Below are 17,134 nucleotides of genomic sequence, written 5' to 3'. Positions count from 1 at the left end.
GTTGAATATTTTGCAAGATATTTTAGAAACCAATAAGGATGTTTTGAAAAAAAGTATTCCTTTAACGCTGAATAACTGGCCTATATTATTCACAGGATTAGTTTATTCGGTGATTATTCTCTTTTTGTTTCGCATTGCCTTCTTGTTCTGGATTTTGGCAGGAATTTTAGTTACTTTAGTACAGAGTGCATTAATCTCTAATTATTTATATTTGATTGAGAACATTATTCGATATGGTAAGATTTCTATAGAAGACTTTAAACGGGGTTTTACGGTCTATATTTGGAAGATCTATGGAATTATGGTGGTAATCTGGTTTGTTAACTATGGCTTAAGCCTTTTTTTAAGTCCATTATTAAGAATGCAAGTCGCCTTTGTATCGCTAGGAAGCCTGATTCAACTGGCTGCATTTGTCCTTTTAAACTGTCTGCCGGAAGTCATCTATCAGAAGCATTTTATGGCAGGGGAAAGCTTTAGCTATTGTGTGGAATTTATCAAAGAAAACTGGTTGGATTGGTTTGTACCCAATATCCTATTAGGAATATTGTTTTTTGCATTGACAGGAAGGGCACTTACGGCAAATTTATTGATTGGAAACTCTTTGATTCGACCTTCTATAAATGGCATCATCTTTTACCTGGTGGGGCAATTATTCCTATCCTTTATTATGATTTATCGAGGATTATTGTTTCAAGCTTTAAGTGGCAGCACCCGAAGAAAAAGAATGTACATGAGAAATATGTATAGACCGTAAAACATTATGACAGAGGATGAAAAAATGGGAAAATAGGTGATAACTTGAATCGTGTGCTCATTCATTATAATAACAAGAAGGAGAGTATTGAGGTAAGACGAAAACTGGAAAGAATACTTCGAGAGCGGCAAATAGCCATTACAGAGACAAATCCAGATATTGTTGTGGTCATTGGCGGCGATGGAACCATGCTCAGTGCAATACGGCAGTATAGAATGCTGGAAAAGCCATTTATTGGAATTAATACAGGTACATTAGGTTTTTTGCCTACCATGTTGCCCAAGGAACTTGCTAAATTTGCTGATCTACTTCAGAAAGGAAACTTTCACATAGAAAACTATCCCTTGCTAAAGGCCAGAGCTAAAACCATAACAGGAGAAATTCTAGAGGATTATGCCTTCAATGAGATCCTTGTAAAACATCTAGAGCCAAAACTGATGGAGGCAAAGCTCTATGTAAATCGAAAACCTTTTAACTATTTTACAGGGGATGGTTTTATTATATCGACACCTATTGGTGCCACGGGATACGGGATATGGGCAGGAGGGGTAGCTACTCATTCAGAGCTAAAGGTATACCAATTGATTCCCTTACATCCCAATGATAACAGCATTAATCGCCCATTAAAAATACCGATGATTGTTCCTTTAGATACTGTAATGAAATTTGACATAATCAAAGCAGAGAAACGAGAAGTTATTGTTGCTTGTGACGGCATGAAAATGTCAAACAAATATATTTCCGAGCTAGACATTGGTGTTGCAGCGATCAGTGTCAATATTGTACGAATGAATGATTTTGATTATTTTGACTTTTTTAAAAGGAAGATTGTGGATAAAGGTGATTTTCGCACCATTAACGAAGACCAAGGGTTTTAGGGGGACAAGAGATGGACATTGTATATAGAACACTGGAAAAGGAAGATATTCCAAAGGTTATAACCATGTTCTCTGAGCTTGCCAAAGAAGCTGCAGAGGTCTCATTCGCAGAAATCCTTTCAGAAGAGGAGATTGTAGAATGGATAGAAGATGAAGATATATATACATATGCAGCTTTTGAAGGGGAGCTTCTTTTAGGGATGCTTCGCGCCAAAAGGGGAAAAGGTGTACAAAACCATAGTGTATTGTTGACAGTGGCAGTGAAAAGGAGCTATAGAGGAAATCGCATTGCGAAGGATATCATAAACTATGGATTACTGCAGCTAAAGGCACAGGGAGTTAGCCTTGCCCGTGCCTATATTTATAGCGATAACAGGGCATCCATCAATACAATCCTCTCCTGTGATTTTACTTTTTCAGGCTGTGTATATCAGCATCATTACAGCGAAGAACAGCAGAAGTTTATAGACGATCTGATTTTTCACAAGATATTATAATGTAAGCAGCAGGCATAAACAATTACTTAGGACAAATATTGGAGGTTTTTATGTTACACCAAATTGAAAAATATCTAAAGGAACAAGTAGAACGTATTGTTTTTATTGAACTGAGAGAGAATGCGCAACTGATCAAAGATAGATTTGAATATCTCCAAGGAGTTCCTATTCCTATACTTGTGAAGGAACTATCCCAGCATATTGGTCAAGCTGGAGAGAATGCAGAACAGATTGCCATTGATGAAATGATTCGCGGAATGATTTACATCATGGGCTTGGATCATCAATTTAAATTTATTTACATATACCAAAAGTTCTTATATGCGTATGACCCGAAGATTGAGGACTATATTTCCTACGAGGGACTAAAACTGGCAGAACGGGGAGATTTGAATGATGCGCTCATTTATTTCAAAGCACTGCTGCTCCTGAATAAGGATAATATCAACGGATTATTGAACTATGGACGGTGCTGTCAAGATTTAGGTGTAAAGTTTGAAGATCCAAAAATGCAGAAAGACTATATTCACACAGCTATTGCTGCATTTGAAATATTAACGGAAAAATACCCTGACTTTGCATTAGCCTATTATTTCTTAGGGTTCCATTATATTAATGATAAACTCTTTAAGAAAGCACAGATTACATGGGAAGAAGCCATTCAATTAGGGCTGGATGAGGAAAAAGAAAAGGAAATTTTGATACAGTTAGCCAAACTAAGGGACCATATTCAATATGAAGAGGGCTATACACTGATTCTCAATAATCATCCAAAAGAGGGATTAGACAAGCTGCTGCCCCTTGAAGAGATCTTTAAAGACTGGTGGAATCTACTGTTCTTTATTGCATTGGGATACCGGCAGTTGGGGAACTTTCAAGAAGCCGTTGAATATCTGGAAAGGATTATCAAGTTGAATCCATCTCAACCAGATACTTATAATGAACTGGGTATCTGTTATGCTTCTGTAGGCAACTATACGAAAGCGGAAAAGTATCTGAAGAAAGCATTGCAGTTTCAAGAAGATGATAGTGAAATACTGTGTAATCTAGCAATGGTTTATATGGAATTGGGAAGATATGAACTGGCAGAAGAATATCTTAAAGAATCGGCATCCATCAATCCTGATGACGAAATTACAAAACAATGCATGGAGCAGTTAAAACGGCTTCAGACAGGGCACCTTTTTTAAAGGGTGCTTTTTTTAAAAAGTAAAAAATTTTAATAAGTAAAAAAAATAAATAAATTTCTTAGATTAGATGGCCTGAAAGGCTGGCACAACGAAAAAAAATATAGTATAATAATTCTGAATAAGAAATATGGATCGAAGTAAACTATCGGGTACATAAAATTCTTGTAGCAATGGGAATTTTTTTTACCCTACTATTATTAAAAAATTGTAACGTTCAATAAATTTTTTAAAGGAGTGAGAGCATGATCAAAAATTTTAGCCAGCTGTTAGATACTGCAAAAATGCAGAAAAAAATGAGGCTAGCAGTAGCCGCTGCTCAGGATGAAGAAGTTTTGGTAGCCGTCACAAATGCTTCGGAGTTGGGAATCATTGAACCGGTATTGGTTGGGGATGTAGAAAAAATCCATGAGATAGCCCAAGAACATCATTTAAGTATTGACAGCTTCGAGATGATTGATCAAAAGGATTTAGATGAAGCAGCAAGAACAGCTGTTGCACTTGTAAGTTCAGGAAAGGCTGATTTTGTAATGAAGGGGATATTAGATACCCCTATTTTGTTAAAAGCTGTATTAGATAAAGAGATCGGTCTAAGAACCGATAGCCAGCTTAGCCATGTAATGGTTTACCAAGTACCAATCTATCATAAGCTGCTGTTTTTAACCGATGGAGGAATGAACATCGCACCAACCTTAGAAGAGAAAGTAAAGATCACAAAAAATGCAGTGCAAATCGCAAAGGCCATGGGCAACGAGAGAATTAAGGTTGCCTGTTTAGCTGCAAAAGAAAAGATTGACCCTAAAATGCCTGCAACGATTGATGCAGGCCAGCTAAAGGAAATGGCAAACGAGGGTGAATTTGGAGAAAACGTTTTAGTAGATGGTCCCTTGGCATTTGATCTAGCGGTTTCTAAAGAAGCTGCTGAGATTAAAAAGATTGACAGCGAGGTTGCAGGCGATACAGACATACTACTGGTGCCTACGATAGAAGTAGGAAATGGCATTGGTAAAGCGCTGACATATTTGGCCTGTGCCGATTCTGCAGGAATCATCATGGGTGCAAAAGTTCCAATTGTATTGGTATCGAGAGCAGATACCCATGAAGCAAAGCTGAATTCAATTGCATTAGGTAGTGTGATTGCTGCAAATAGGGAATAAGGACGAGACAAGGAGCGTGAAGATATGAAAAAATTTTTGACGGGTAATGAAGCCATGGCTAGAGGTGCTTTTGAAGCGGGTGTCACATTTGCTTCAGCTTATCCCGGAACGCCTAGTACAGAAATCTTAGAGAATATAGGCCCTTTTAAAGAGCACATTTATGCAGAGTGGGCACCGAATGAAAAGGTTGCCTTAGAAGTCGCTATAGGTGCTTCTATCGCAGGAGCAAGATCTGTTGCGGCTATGAAGCACGTAGGAGTAAATGTTGCGGCTGACCCGCTTTTTACCTATGCTTATACCGGTGTGAATGGTGGTCTTGTATTAATATCTGCTGATGATCCAGGCATGCACAGTTCACAAAATGAACAAGATAACCGCTACTATGCAAAATTCTCAAAGGTAGCTATGATCGAAGCAAGTGACAGTCAGGAAGCAAAGGATTTTATGAAGATTGCTTTAGAAATCAGTGAAAAATATGATACGCCTGTATTGTTCCGTGTGACTACCAGAATCTGTCACAGTAAGGGTCTTGTAGAGTTTGGGGAAAGAGAAGAAGTAGGCATCAAGCCTTACAGTAAGAACATACCGAAGTTTGTAGCCACGCCGGCACATGGAAGAGTGCTGCATGTGAAGGTAGAGGAAAGATTGAGACAGTTGGAGGAATTCAGTAATAAGACAGAATTAAACAAAATCGAGTGGAATAGCAAAAAAGTAGGTATTGTAACGGCTGGTGTTGCTTATCAGTATGCTAAAGAAGTATTTGGAGAAGATGCTTCCTATCTAAAGCTGGGATTTACCTATCCACTTCCGATGGATAAAATCAGAGAGTTTGCAGCTCAGGTGGATACCCTTTATGTAATTGAGGAGCTTGAGCCGTACATGGAAGAACAAATGAAGGCTGCAGGTATTTCGTGTATTGGAAAGGACCTTATTCCAAGAATCGGAGAGTTAAATCCTGATATTATTGCCAAGGCAATATTAGGGATTGAAAGAGAGACATTAAATATCAGTGAGGCATCCATCGTAGGTCGTCCTCCGACCATGTGTGCAGGATGTCCGCATAGAGGCTTCTTCTACCAAATTTCTAAAAAGAAAAATGTTATGATCAGTGGAGATATTGGATGTTACACTCTTGGATCTGCGGAACCACTGTCTGCAATGGACAGCTGTATCTGTATGGGGGCCAGTATCAGTGCAGGTCACGGTGCGCAAAAAGCCTTTGAATTTAATGGCGTAGATAAAAAAGTGGTAGGGGTAATTGGAGACTCAACCTTCTTCCATTCCGGTGTAACCAGCTTAATGGATATCGTATATAACCGAGGTACAGCAGTGACAGTGATTTTAGATAATAGAATTACAGGTATGACGGGCCATCAGGAAAATCCAGGTACCGGCTACACGCTGCAGGGAGATAAAACTCATGCCATTAATATTCCATTGCTTTGCGAAGCTGTTGGTGTGAAGAAAGAAAATATACTAGTGATCAATCCTTTAGATCTAAATGCCTGTAATAATGCCATCGATACAGCGCTGAAGGCCACAGAACCTACTGTCATCATAACAGAATGGCCTTGTGTACTAAAGAAGTTCACACCGGAAGATATCGAGAGATTCGGAAATAAAAAGGTGATCTGTAGGGTAGATGAAGAAAAGTGCAAATCTTGTAGAATCTGTACAAAAACAGGCTGCCCTGCAATTGCATTTGATACAAAGGCTGTAATCAATGAAGATATGTGTGCAGGTTGTGAAGTATGCCTCCAAGCTTGTCCCTTCAAAGCAATTGAAAAGGTGGGTGAATAACATGTCAGATGTAAAGAATATTTTATTAGTAGGCGTAGGTGGTCAGGGTATTATATTGGCAAGTAAAATCCTTTCTGAAGGTCTAATTAGTGCAGGATATGATGTAAAGATGTCTGAAGTCCACGGTATGGCACAAAGGGGAGGCAGTGTAACTACCCAGGTTCGTTTTGGTAAAAAGGTTTATTCGCCCATTATTGGGAAAGGGCAGGCGGATATCATCGTTTCTTTTGAAAAAATGGAATCATTAAGATGGATGGAATATCTAAAGCTTGGCGGTAAAGTAGTAGTGAATGATTATGAAATTCCTTCTGCACCGATTCTGGCAGGTGGCGTGAAGTATCCGCAAAATGTGATCGAAACCTTGCAAGAAAAAGCGGAAACTACTGTATTCAAGGCAGCGGATATCGCAAAGGAGTTAGGCAACATTAAGACCATGAATGTGGTTATGGTAGGCGCACTGGTAAAAGCAATGGGTCTAGAAGAAGTAAATTGGGAAAATGTTGTTCGGGAAAATGTAAAAGAAGCCCTTGCGGATATTAATATAGAAGCCTTGAAAAAAGGTATAGAGCAAGTAAAATAAATAATATATTTATATTTAAAAAAGGAAGTGAGTCCGGGAGATTCACTTCCTTTTTTAAAAGTATTCTGTGCAAAAATAAAGATATGGGTATAGATTGCGAAAATATATAAAACTATTTTATAACATAGAGAACGATCCGTGATCGTTCCGGAAAAATCATCAGATAGGGGGAGCGCTCCTATAAAAAATATGTTATTGCTGGGACTATACCACTTAGGTTGGTCAAAAAGATTTATCGTTTAGAAAAGTAGGACATATATAAAAATATAATAGGAATTTGTGCAATTATATAGAATATTTAAATAAACAGAAAGGGAGGAGAAAAATGACGGAAAAAATACTAGGAATATTAGGCGGGATGGGACCAGAAGCTACATCTTACTTTTTTCATCAACTCATCAAGGCAACTCCTGTGAAAAAGGATGGAGACCATATCAAAACCATTATATTTAATAACCCTCAGATACCGGATCGGACTGAAGCGATCCTAGGAAGGGGAGAGAGTCCTGTAGAAGTGATGGCAAAGTCAGCAAGAATATTGGAACAGGTAGAAGTTTCAACGATTTTTATGCCTTGCTTTACCGCACACTATTTTTTTGATGAAGTCCAAGCTCAAATCCATACACCGATGACCAACTTGCTAAAAATTATTCATCATTATATAGAAGAACATCATAAGGATGTTAAAACTGTAGGGATCTTGTGTACGAATGGGACTATAAAGAGTAAGATCTTTGAGAAAGAATTAGAACATTATAATGTAATTTATCCACAGCAAGATATACAAGCAAGTTGTGTAGTAGAAGCAATCTATGGGGAAAAAGGAATCAAAGCAGGATACACAGAAGGAGAACCCGCTGAGCGGTTAACCAAAGCAGCGCAACACCTAAAAGCGCAAGGTGCCCAATTAGTGATCATGGGGTGTACAGAAATTCCGCTTGCCTTTAAGGATGAAAGTATTGATATACCGGTAATCAATTCGATGAAAATTGCAGCGCAGTATTTTGTAAAACAATTTAAGGGGTAGAGACAGCGGAAGGCTGGATTAGAATGAAAGGAATAATAAGAACAATGATGTGAAAAGAATCGTTCTTTTATAAAATCAGGTATAGAGTAATGATGCATGGGCATAATAGAGAATAAGCCGCAGAGAGACTAGCGGCTTTTCTTAATGGGCATTGAAGAAAAGTATCATGAATGATTAGTTGACAGAAGTTATGAAACATGATAATATCTTATTTGCTGTCGCCAAGAGCAACTGCAAATAAGTGGAAATAAAAAAGAGTTGACATAATATGTTTTCCGTGATAAGATAAACCTTGTCGTCACTGCTGAAGATTAACAAAAACTGGTGGTTGACGGGAGCGCAAGAAGATGATAAGATATTCTTTGTCGTCGCCGAAAGAAAGGTACTAAAAACTACCAAGAAAAACGGTGTTGACATAAGATGAGAAATGTGGTAATATATTTAAGTCGGTGTCACTAAGACGCCAAAGCAAATTGGTCTTTGAAAACTAAACAGTGTAAGAATTAAAGCCAGCAATAAATGTTTAAAGCGCATAGCGCAACTCGCAATTTTTATTTGAGAGTTTGATCCTGGCTCAGGATGAACGCTGGCGGCGTGCCTAACACATGCAAGTCGAGCGGGATTGTGGAGTAGCTTGCTACGAAGCAATCTAGCGGCGGACGGGTGAGTAACGCGTGGGCAACCTGCCCTATACAGGGGGATAACACACCGAAAGGTGTGCTAATACCCCATAACACCGATGCTTCGCATGGAGCGTCGGTCAAAGATTTATCGGTATAGGATGGGCCCGCGTCTGATTAGCTAGTTGGTGAGGTAAAGGCTCACCAAGGCGACGATCAGTAGCCGACCTGAGAGGGTGATCGGCCACACTGGAACTGAGACACGGTCCAGACTCCTACGGGAGGCAGCAGTGGGGAATATTGCACAATGGGGGAAACCCTGATGCAGCAACGCCGCGTGAGCGATGAAGGCTTTCGGGTCGTAAAGCTCTGTCCTAAGGGAAGAAGAATGACGGTACCTTAGGAGGAAGCCCCGGCTAACTACGTGCCAGCAGCCGCGGTAATACGTAGGGGGCAAGCGTTATCCGGAATCACTGGGCGTAAAGGGTGCGTAGGCGGCCGATAAAGTCTGGGGTGAAAGGCTACGGCTTAACCGTAGTAAGCCTTGGAAACTTATTGGCTTGAGTGCAGGAGAGGTAAGTGGAATTCCTAGTGTAGCGGTGAAATGCGTAGATATTAGGAGGAACACCAGTGGCGAAGGCGACTTACTGGACTGTAACTGACGCTGAGGCACGAAAGCGTGGGGAGCGAACAGGATTAGATACCCTGGTAGTCCACGCCGTAAACGATGAGTGCTAGGTGTCGGGGGCGACAGCCCTCGGTGCCGCAGCTAACGCATTAAGCACTCCGCCTGGGGAGTACGCTCGCAAGAGTGAAACTCAAAGGAATTGACGGGGACCCGCACAAGCAGCGGAGCATGTGGTTTAATTCGAAGCAACGCGAAGAACCTTACCAGGACTTGACATCCTCCGCATTAGCCGTAACGGGTGAAATCCCTTCGGGGACGGAGAGACAGGTGGTGCATGGTTGTCGTCAGCTCGTGTCGTGAGATGTTGGGTTAAGTCCCGCAACGAGCGCAACCCTTGTCTTTAGTTGCCAGCAGGTGAAGCTGGGCACTCTAGAGAGACTGCCGGGGATAACTCGGAGGAAGGTGGGGATGACGTCAAATCATCATGCCCCTTATGTTCTGGGCTACACACGTGCTACAATGGCTGGTACAACGGGAAGCGAAGGAGTAATCCGGAGCAAATCCTAAAAGCCAGTCTCAGTTCGGATTGTGGGCTGCAACTCGCCCACATGAAGCTGGAGTTGCTAGTAATCGTGGATCAGAATGCCGCGGTGAATGCGTTCCCGGGTCTTGTACACACCGCCCGTCACACCATGGGAGCTCAGGGCACCCGAAGTCAGTGGGCTAACCGAAAGGGAGCAGCTGCCGAAGGTGAAATGAGTGACTGGGGTGAAGTCGTAACAAGGTAGCCGTATCGGAAGGTGCGGCTGGATCACCTCCTTTCTAAGGAGCTAAGGCTTTTTCTTACACTGTCTAGTTTTGAGAGACTAATAGTCTTTCAAATGTACCTTGAAAACTGAACAATGAAGAGAGAATCAAAATACAATTTCTGGTCAAGTTATAAAGAGCATAGGGCGAATGCCTTGGCACCAGGAGCCGAAGAAGGACGCGGTAAGCTGCGATAAGCCTCGGGAAGCCGCAAGCAGGCATTGATCCGGGGATTTCCGAATGGGGGAACCCAGCTGGGGTAATACCCAGTTACCCACTACTCAATCCATAGGTAGTGAGGAGGCATACCAGGGGAACTGAAACATCTAAGTACCCTGAGGAAGAGAAAGAAAACTCGATTCCCTAAGTAGCGGCGAGCGAAAGGGGATTAGCCCAAACCAAGAAGATTTCTTCTTGGGGTTGCGGATATACTCGTTAAGAGATGGCAGTTGTAGTCGAAGCGGTCTGGAAAGGCCCACCATAGGAGGTAAGAGTCCTGTAGATGAAACGACTAAAGTCTTGAGTATACTCCAGAGTACCACGAGACACGTGAAACCTTGTGGGAAGCAGGGGGGACCACCCCCCAAGGCTAAATACTACCTGGTGACCGATAGCGTATAGTACCGTGAGGGAAAGGTGAAAAGAACCCCGGGAGGGGAGTGAAAGAGAACCTGAAACCCTATGTTTACAAGCAGTGAAAGTCCTTTATATGGACGATCGCGTACTTTTTGTAGAACGGGCCAACGAGTTACGGTATGCAGCAAGGTTAAGCTGTTATGCAGCGGAGCCGCAGCGAAAGCGAGTCTTAAGAGGGCGATACAGTTGCATGCCGTAGACCCGAAACCGGGTGACCTATCCATGAGCAGGATGAAGCGGAAGTAAAATTTCGTGGAGGTCCGAACCCATGTCTGTTGAAAAAGGCTGGGATGACTTGTGGATAGCGGAGAAATTCCAATCGAACCCGGAGATAGCTGGTTCTCCCCGAAATAGCTTTAGGGCTAGCCTCAAATGAAGAGATGCGGAGGTAGAGCACTGAATAGCCTAGGGGCCCTCACCGGTTACCAAAGCTTATCAAACTCCGAATGCCGTATTCTTATATTTGGGAGTCAGACTACGTGAGATAAGTTTCGTGGTCAAAAGGGAAACAGCCCAGACCGTCAGCTAAGGTCCCAAAGTACAGGTTAAGTGGAAAAGGATGTGGGATTGCACAGACAACTAGGATGTTGGCTTAGAAGCAGCCACTCATTTAAAGAGTGCGTAATAGCTCACTAGTCGAGTGATCCTGCGCCAAAGATGTCCGGGGCTCAAACCTGTCACCGAAGCTACGGCTTGATGTAGAACCAATAGTATTCTTTAGGAAAATCCCTAACGGGATGAAGGACATCTTCGCGAAAGATTTCGAGCTTACCTAAAAGAGCGAGAAAACTTACGCCAAGATCCAAAAAGCTAAAACCTAGAGGGTAGTACTGGTTCTACATCAGGGGTAGGGGAGCATTGTATGCGGGTAGAAGTCACACCGTAAGGAGTGGTGGACTGCATACAAGAGAGAATGTTGGCATGAGTAGCGAGAGGTGGGTGAGAATCCCACCCGTCGAAAACCTAAGGTTTCCTGAGGAAGGTTCGTCCGCTCAGGGTTAGTCGGGACCTAAGCCGAGGACGAAAGTCGTAGGCGATGGACAACAGGTTGAAATTCCTGTACCACCGAAGATTGTTTGAGCAATGGGGTGACACAGGAGGATAGGTCATGCGCACCGTTGGTCGTGTGCGTCTAAGCCCGTAGGGAGTTAGGATAGGCAAATCCGTTCTAACAATCCTAAAAGGTGATGGGGAGTGAAATTTAAGTAGCGAACTGACTGATTCCACACTGTCAAGAAAAGCCTCTAGTTAGATCTAGGTGCCCGTACCGCAAACCGACACAGGTAGGTGAGGAGAGAATCCTAAGACGAGCGAGAGAACTATTGTTAAGGAACTCGGCAAAATGACCCCGTAACTTCGGGAGAAGGGGTGCCACGGTAGGGTGTTAAAGCCCGAGGTGGCCGCAGAGAATAGGCCCAAGCGACTGTTTAACAAAAACACAGGTCTCTGCTAAGTCGAAAGACGATGTATAGGGGCTGACGCCTGCCCGGTGCTGGAAGGTTAAGGGGACGTGTTAACCGCAAGGTGAAGCACTGAACTTAAGCCCCAGTAAACGGCGGCCGTAACTATAACGGTCCTAAGGTAGCGAAATTCCTTGTCGGGTAAGTTCCGACCCGCACGAAAGGCGTAACGATTTGGGCACTGTCTCAACAATAGACTCGGTGAAATTGTAGTACCAGTGAAGATGCTGGTTACCCGCAGCAGGACGGAAAGACCCCGTGGAGCTTTACTGTAGCCTGACACTGGATTTTGGTATTGCATGTACAGGATAGGTGGGAGACTTGGAAGCTTGGACGCCAGTCTAGGTGGAGTCAACCTTGGGATACCACTCTTGTAATACTGGAGTTCTAACCATAAGCCGTGAATCCGGCTTTGGGACACTGTCAGGTGGGCAGTTTGACTGGGGCGGTCGCCTCCCAAAAAGTAACGGAGGCGCCCAAAGGTTCCCTCAGCGCGGTTGGAAATCGCGCGTAGAGTGTAAAGGCAGAAGGGAGCTTGATTGCGAGACGTACAGGTCGAGCAAGGACGAAAGTCGGGCTTAGTGATCCGGTGGTTCCGAGTGGAAGGGCCATCGCTCAACGGATAAAAGCTACCCCGGGGATAACAGGCTTATCTCCCCCAAGAGTCCACATCGACGGGGAGGTTTGGCACCTCGATGTCGGCTCGTCTCATCCTGGGGCTGTAGTAGGTCCCAAGGGTTGGGCTGTTCGCCCATTAAAGAGGCACGCGAGCTGGGTTCAGAACGTCGTGAGACAGTTCGGTCCCTATCCGCTGTGGGCGCAGGAAATTTGAGAGGAGCTGTCCTTAGTACGAGAGGACCGGGATGGACGTACCTCTGGTGTATCAGTTGTTCCGCCAGGAGCACGGCTGAGTAGCTATGTACGGACGGGATAAGCGCTGAAGGCATCTAAGCGCGAAGCCCCCCTCAAGATTAGATTTCCCATCCGCAAGGAGTAAGACCCCAGATAGACTATCTGGTTGATAGGTCGGAGGTGTAAGGGCAGTAATGTCTTCAGCTGACCGATACTAATAGGTCGAGGACTTGACCAAATGTATTTTCTCTAACTTCATGGTTCAGTTTTGAGGGTATATTGGATAAATTATCTAGCCTTATACACCTTGACAACACATTAAAATTGTGTTAATATATATCTTGTCCTCGTAAAACAGAGGATTAAACAAATCCAGTGACTACAGCGAAGGGGTCACACCTGTTCCCATACCGAACACAGCAGTTAAGCCCTTCAGCGCTGATGGTACTTAGGCGGAAGCGCCTTGGGAGAGTAGGTCGTTGCTGGTTTGGAAACGTTCCAGAGTAGCTCAATGGTGGAGCACCCGGCTGTTAACCGGTAGGTTGAGGGTTCGAGTCCCCCCTCTGGAGCCAACCCCTGCCGGGGTGGCGGAACTGGCAGACGCACAGGACTTAAAATCCTGCGGTCCTCAAGACCGTACCGGTTCGATTCCGGTCCCCGGCACCATATATTATCGCGGAGTGGAGCAGCTGGCAGCTCGTCGGGCTCATAACCCGAAGGTCACAGGTTCAAATCCTGTCTCCGCAACCATTCATGGCGGCGTAGCTTAGTTGGCTAGAGCGTCCGGTTCATACCCGGAAGGTCGGTGGTTCGAGTCCACTCGCCGCTACCATTATTTTTAAGGCCCATTGGTCAAGCGGTCAAGACACCGCCCTTTCACGGCGGTAACCCGGGTTCGATTCCCGGATGGGTCACCAATATCAAGGTCGCATAGCTCAGCTGGGAGAGCACCTGCCTTACAAGCAGGGGGTCATAGGTTCGATCCCTATTGCGACCACCATTAAAATGGCCCGGTAGTTCAGTTGGTTAGAATGCCAGCCTGTCACGCTGGAGGTCGAGGGTTCGAGCCCCTTCCGGGTCGCCATTTTTATATTCAATATCATGCTAGTGTGGCTCAACGGTAGAGCAGCTGACTTGTAATCAGCAGGTTGGGGGTTCGATTCCCTTCACTAGCTCCATTTTTTTCTGGAGGAATTCCCGAGCGGCCAAAGGGGGCGGACTGTAAATCCGTTAGCTGAGCTTTCGGTGGTTCGAATCCACCTTCCTCCACCAAACATGCGGATGTAGTTCAATGGTAGAACTTCAGCCTTCCAAGCTGATAGCGTGGGTTCGATTCCCATCATCCGCTCCATTAATATGGTGGCTGTAGTCAAGCGGTTAAGACACAGGATTGTGGCTCCTGCATTCGTGGGTTCGATTCCCATCAGCCACCCCATTTTATTTATTGGGGTATAGCCAAGTCGGTAAGGCACCAGACTTTGACTCTGGCATCCGTTGGTTCGAGTCCAGCTACCCCAGCCATTATGACCCATTAGCTCAGCAGGTAGAGCACTTGACTTTTAATCAAGGTGTCCCGCGTTCGAGCCGCGGATGGGTCACCAATTACGGCGGCATAGCCAAGTGGTAAGGCAGAGGTCTGCAAAACCTTTACTCCCCAGTTCAAATCTGGGTGCCGCCTCCATTTTATATAAATTTAATATGCGCTCATAGCTCAGTTGGATAGAGTGTCTGACTACGAATCAGAAGGTCGGGAGTTCGAATCTCTCTGGGCGCACCAAAGCATTGAAACATCAACACTTCCAGTGTTGGTGTTTTTCTGTTTTTGGATCTTTTCCGACTTTTCCCGACTGGGCAATAATGGAAATTATAGAAATAAATCATCTATTCTCCCTACAGCTTCTGCTCTCTTTTCTGGCATAACCTGCACACATATATTTGTCGTTTTCAAAGAAACATCTTTATCTAAAAGCTTTGTAGCATAAGTATGCCCATATAGTATAATAACGACGAAACGGTAAAACCGCATTAATAAAGGGTTTTCAGGGTTTGTCGTTATTCTTTTTCATTCTTTTTCCACATGAAAAGCTAACGAAAAAACCACACGGAAAAACCGTTTGTTATGTTAGCACCGAAAACATTTGGGAAAGGAAGGTATACTGTATGGCAACCGTTATAAGCATATCCAATCAAAAAGGCGGAGTCGGAAAGTCAGTTACGACCGCCAGTCTCGGAATCGGGCTTGCCCGGCAGGGCAAAAAGGTCCTGGTAATCGATATCGACCCGCAGGCGTCGCTCACCATCAGTCTCGGCTTTCCAAAGCCGGACGTAATTCCCGTAACACTGGCAACAGTTATGAGTGGAATTATAGAGGATAATCCCCTGCCTCCTACAGCGGGGATTATCCATCATGCGGAAGGCGTTGACCTTATGCCCGCCAGCATTGAGCTTTCCGGTGTGGAAATCTCCCTGGTAAACGCCATGAGCCGTGAAACCATTTTACGTCAATATCTTGAAACTATAAAGCACCTGTATGACCATATTCTTCTGGACACATCTCCATCCCTGGGGATGTTGACCGTCAACGCACTGGCAGCGGTGGATTCTGTCCTGATTCCTGTGCAGGCTGAATACCTGCCCGCAAAAGGGCTGGAGCTGCTGCTGAAAACCATCGCAAGAGTACACAGGCAGATCAATCCCCACCTTGAAATCGGGGGCATCCTGCCTACAATGGTGGATGAACGGACAAACGACGCAAAAGAAATCATAGAATCCCTCAATGAGGCTTACGGAAGCAGGCTCCATATGTTCAGCCATATTCCACGGTCGGTTCGGGCTTCCGAAATCAGCAAAACCGGAAAAAGTATCTATACCTATGACCCACGCGGAAAAGTAGCGGCGGCATATGAGACCCTGACAAGGGAGGTGCTTTCCGTTGGCTAAAACAAAAGGCTCTCTGGCACTTGCCAGTTATGATGATATTTTCCATATAAGCGATACCGTAACAGAAGCAAATGCTGAGAGGGTGGTAGAAATGCCGCTTGGCAAACTATATCCCCCTGAATTTCATCCGTTTCAGGTGCGAAACGATGAGGCTATGAAGAAAACTGCCGAAAGCGTCAAGAAATACGGCGTCCTTGTCCCCGGTCTTGCCCGTCCCCGCGCTGACGGCAATTATGAGCTTGTCGCGGGCAACCGGCGTAAACTTGCCAGTGAACTCGCCGGAAAAGAGACCATGCCGGTTATTGTGCGCGAAATGGATGATGATGAAGCGGTTATTTTTATGGTAGATACCAATCTGGAGCAGCGGGAAAGCCTGCTGCCCAGCGAAAAGGCATGGGCCTACCGTATGAAGCTGGAGGCTTTAAAGCACCGTGGTATCGTGGTGGATGGAATTGATATCGGTACATTATCCGTAACGGTTGTCTCCAAGCAGTCCGGAGAAAGTAAAAGCCAAATTTACCGGCTGATCCGGCTGACGGAGCTTGTGCCCGGGCTGATTGACCTGGTGGACGCGAAGAAAATTGCCTTGAATCCCGCCGTGGAGCTGTCCTATCTCAGCCGTAAGGAGCAGTCAAGCCTGATGGACGCAATGGCGAAGTATGAAGCCACGCCGTCTCTGCCGCAGGCGCAAAGGCTCAAAAAACACAGCCAGTCGGGGGAGCTGACCCTCGAAATGATTGATTCCATTTTGGCAGAGGAAAAAAAGGAATCTGTCAAGGTCACATTGACGGGAAGCCGCCTTAAACAATATTTCCCCCAGGACTATACGCCAAAGCAGATGGAAAAAGTTATTGTGGGACTGTTGGAAAGCTGGCACAAAAGGCAGGCGGTAAGTTAATTGAATAACAGACAAAGCAAAAAACGGGGCGTTCGTCAATGATTGGCGAGCGCCCCGTTTTTTGCTTTGCCACCATAGAAAAACAACACGAAGGGAGGAATTTTTCCAATGAACAGAAAGAACGGCAGCCCGCTCTATACCCCGAAGCGGGAGCCTTTAGGATATAACGATGACCGCGTATACTGCACCGAACGGGAAGCACTATGCGACGGCTGCCCCTATCCAAACCACGGCTTCCTCTGCCGGTTCAGCGACGGCACCTGTCTGAAAACCGAAATGAACCGTATTTAGGTAATTGCGAAACTCTTAAAAAAAAGAGAACCATAAATACCAAATTATAGTAAAGCTGCGGACGCAGACGCAGCAGTGGACATTGAAAAGAGAATAACGACAAACAAAAGCTGTGGATAACT

11 protein-coding genes, 15 tRNA genes and 3 rRNA genes are annotated in these 17,134 nt (G+C 44.6%); all 29 read left to right on the top strand.

The window, feature by feature from the left end:
- The first annotated feature begins 1 nt into the window (after window position 1).
- The 29 genes from Gferi_RS03990 to Gferi_RS27955 all read left to right on the top strand — a co-directional run bounded on the left by Gferi_RS03990 (window position 2) and on the right by Gferi_RS27955 (window position 17,012).
- Window positions 2-754, top strand: a complete 753-nt coding sequence (locus tag Gferi_RS03990; RefSeq protein ID WP_069974360.1) for a hypothetical protein — start codon at window positions 2-4, stop codon at window positions 752-754.
- A 53-nt stretch (window positions 755-807) separates the two neighbouring features.
- Window positions 808-1,632, top strand: coding sequence for an NAD(+)/NADH kinase (locus Gferi_RS03985; RefSeq protein WP_236932743.1), 825 nt, complete (start codon window positions 808-810; stop codon window positions 1,630-1,632).
- Window positions 1,633-1,643: 11 nt separating this feature from the next.
- Window positions 1,644-2,129, top strand: a complete 486-nt coding sequence (locus Gferi_RS03980) for a GNAT family N-acetyltransferase (protein WP_069974358.1) — start codon at window positions 1,644-1,646, stop codon at window positions 2,127-2,129.
- A 50-nt stretch (window positions 2,130-2,179) separates the two neighbouring features.
- Window positions 2,180-3,319: a tetratricopeptide repeat protein gene (locus Gferi_RS03975; protein WP_069974357.1), complete on the top strand. Its 1,140-nt coding sequence runs from the start codon at window positions 2,180-2,182 to the stop codon at window positions 3,317-3,319.
- A 242-nt stretch (window positions 3,320-3,561) separates the two neighbouring features.
- Window positions 3,562-4,473, top strand: coding sequence for a bifunctional enoyl-CoA hydratase/phosphate acetyltransferase (locus Gferi_RS03970; RefSeq protein ID WP_069974356.1), 912 nt, complete (start codon window positions 3,562-3,564; stop codon window positions 4,471-4,473).
- A gap of 24 nt (window positions 4,474-4,497) precedes the next feature.
- Window positions 4,498-6,273, top strand: a complete 1,776-nt coding sequence (gene iorA / locus Gferi_RS03965) for an indolepyruvate ferredoxin oxidoreductase subunit alpha (RefSeq protein WP_069974355.1) — start codon at window positions 4,498-4,500, stop codon at window positions 6,271-6,273.
- Window position 6,274: 1 nt separating this feature from the next.
- Window positions 6,275-6,853, top strand: a complete 579-nt coding sequence (locus Gferi_RS03960; RefSeq protein WP_069974354.1) for an indolepyruvate oxidoreductase subunit beta — start codon at window positions 6,275-6,277, stop codon at window positions 6,851-6,853.
- A 325-nt stretch (window positions 6,854-7,178) separates the two neighbouring features.
- Window positions 7,179-7,880 carry a cysteate racemase gene (cuyB, locus tag Gferi_RS03955; RefSeq protein ID WP_069974353.1) on the top strand — a complete coding sequence of 234 codons (702 nt, stop codon included), beginning with the start codon at window positions 7,179-7,181 and terminating at the stop codon, window positions 7,878-7,880.
- 551 nt (window positions 7,881-8,431) lie between these two features.
- Window positions 8,432-9,950 (top strand): 16S ribosomal RNA (locus Gferi_RS03950).
- Between the two features lie 108 nt (window positions 9,951-10,058).
- Window positions 10,059-13,121: ribosomal RNA gene (locus Gferi_RS03945) — 23S ribosomal RNA — on the top strand.
- A 133-nt stretch (window positions 13,122-13,254) separates the two neighbouring features.
- Window positions 13,255-13,371: ribosomal RNA gene (rrf, locus tag Gferi_RS03940) — 5S ribosomal RNA — on the top strand.
- The 16S, 23S and 5S rRNA genes sit together here with 15 tRNA genes alongside, the layout of an rRNA operon.
- Before the next feature lie 9 nt (window positions 13,372-13,380).
- Window positions 13,381-13,455 (top strand) — tRNA-Asn (locus tag Gferi_RS03935).
- Window positions 13,456-13,461: 6 nt separating this feature from the next.
- A tRNA-Leu gene (locus tag Gferi_RS03930) sits at window positions 13,462-13,549 on the top strand.
- Between the two features lie 8 nt (window positions 13,550-13,557).
- Window positions 13,558-13,633 (top strand) — tRNA-Met (locus tag Gferi_RS03925).
- A 5-nt stretch (window positions 13,634-13,638) separates the two neighbouring features.
- A tRNA-Met gene (locus Gferi_RS03920) sits at window positions 13,639-13,715 on the top strand.
- Window positions 13,716-13,725: 10 nt separating this feature from the next.
- Window positions 13,726-13,800 (top strand) — tRNA-Glu (locus tag Gferi_RS03915).
- Window positions 13,801-13,807: 7 nt separating this feature from the next.
- Window positions 13,808-13,883 (top strand) — tRNA-Val (locus tag Gferi_RS03910).
- A gap of 7 nt (window positions 13,884-13,890) precedes the next feature.
- Window positions 13,891-13,967, top strand: a tRNA-Asp gene (locus Gferi_RS03905).
- Between the two features lie 19 nt (window positions 13,968-13,986).
- Window positions 13,987-14,061 (top strand) — tRNA-Thr (locus Gferi_RS03900).
- Window positions 14,062-14,070: 9 nt separating this feature from the next.
- Window positions 14,071-14,155: transfer RNA gene (locus Gferi_RS03895), tRNA-Tyr, on the top strand.
- Between the two features lie 5 nt (window positions 14,156-14,160).
- Window positions 14,161-14,234: transfer RNA gene (locus Gferi_RS03890), tRNA-Gly, on the top strand.
- A gap of 8 nt (window positions 14,235-14,242) precedes the next feature.
- A tRNA-His gene (locus Gferi_RS03885) sits at window positions 14,243-14,318 on the top strand.
- 10 nt (window positions 14,319-14,328) lie between these two features.
- Window positions 14,329-14,404: transfer RNA gene (locus Gferi_RS03880), tRNA-Gln, on the top strand.
- Between the two features lie 4 nt (window positions 14,405-14,408).
- A tRNA-Lys gene (locus Gferi_RS03875) sits at window positions 14,409-14,484 on the top strand.
- Window positions 14,485-14,489: 5 nt separating this feature from the next.
- Window positions 14,490-14,564, top strand: a tRNA-Cys gene (locus Gferi_RS03870).
- A 19-nt stretch (window positions 14,565-14,583) separates the two neighbouring features.
- A tRNA-Arg gene (locus tag Gferi_RS03865) sits at window positions 14,584-14,660 on the top strand.
- Window positions 14,661-14,929: 269 nt separating this feature from the next.
- On the top strand, window positions 14,930-15,823 hold the full coding sequence (locus Gferi_RS03860) for a ParA family protein (protein WP_456297975.1): 894 nt from the start codon (window positions 14,930-14,932) through the stop codon (window positions 15,821-15,823).
- A complete protein-coding gene (locus Gferi_RS03855) occupies window positions 15,816-16,721 on the top strand; it encodes a ParB/RepB/Spo0J family partition protein (RefSeq protein WP_069974351.1) in 906 nt (301 codons plus the stop codon). Before Gferi_RS03860 ends, Gferi_RS03855 begins: the two co-directional genes overlap by 8 nt.
- Before the next feature lie 108 nt (window positions 16,722-16,829).
- Window positions 16,830-17,012 (top strand): hypothetical protein, encoded by a 183-nt coding sequence (locus tag Gferi_RS27955; RefSeq protein ID WP_156782318.1) that lies wholly within the window; start codon window positions 16,830-16,832, stop codon window positions 17,010-17,012.
- The last annotated feature ends 122 nt before the right edge of the window (window positions 17,013-17,134 follow it).

Origin of the sequence: Geosporobacter ferrireducens (assembly GCF_001750685.1) — a bacterium.
Taxonomy (GTDB): Bacteria; Bacillota; Clostridia; order Peptostreptococcales; family Thermotaleaceae; genus Geosporobacter; species Geosporobacter ferrireducens.
The sequence above is the reverse complement of the archived record's forward strand: the minus strand, read 5'-3'. Positions and strand labels throughout refer to the sequence as shown.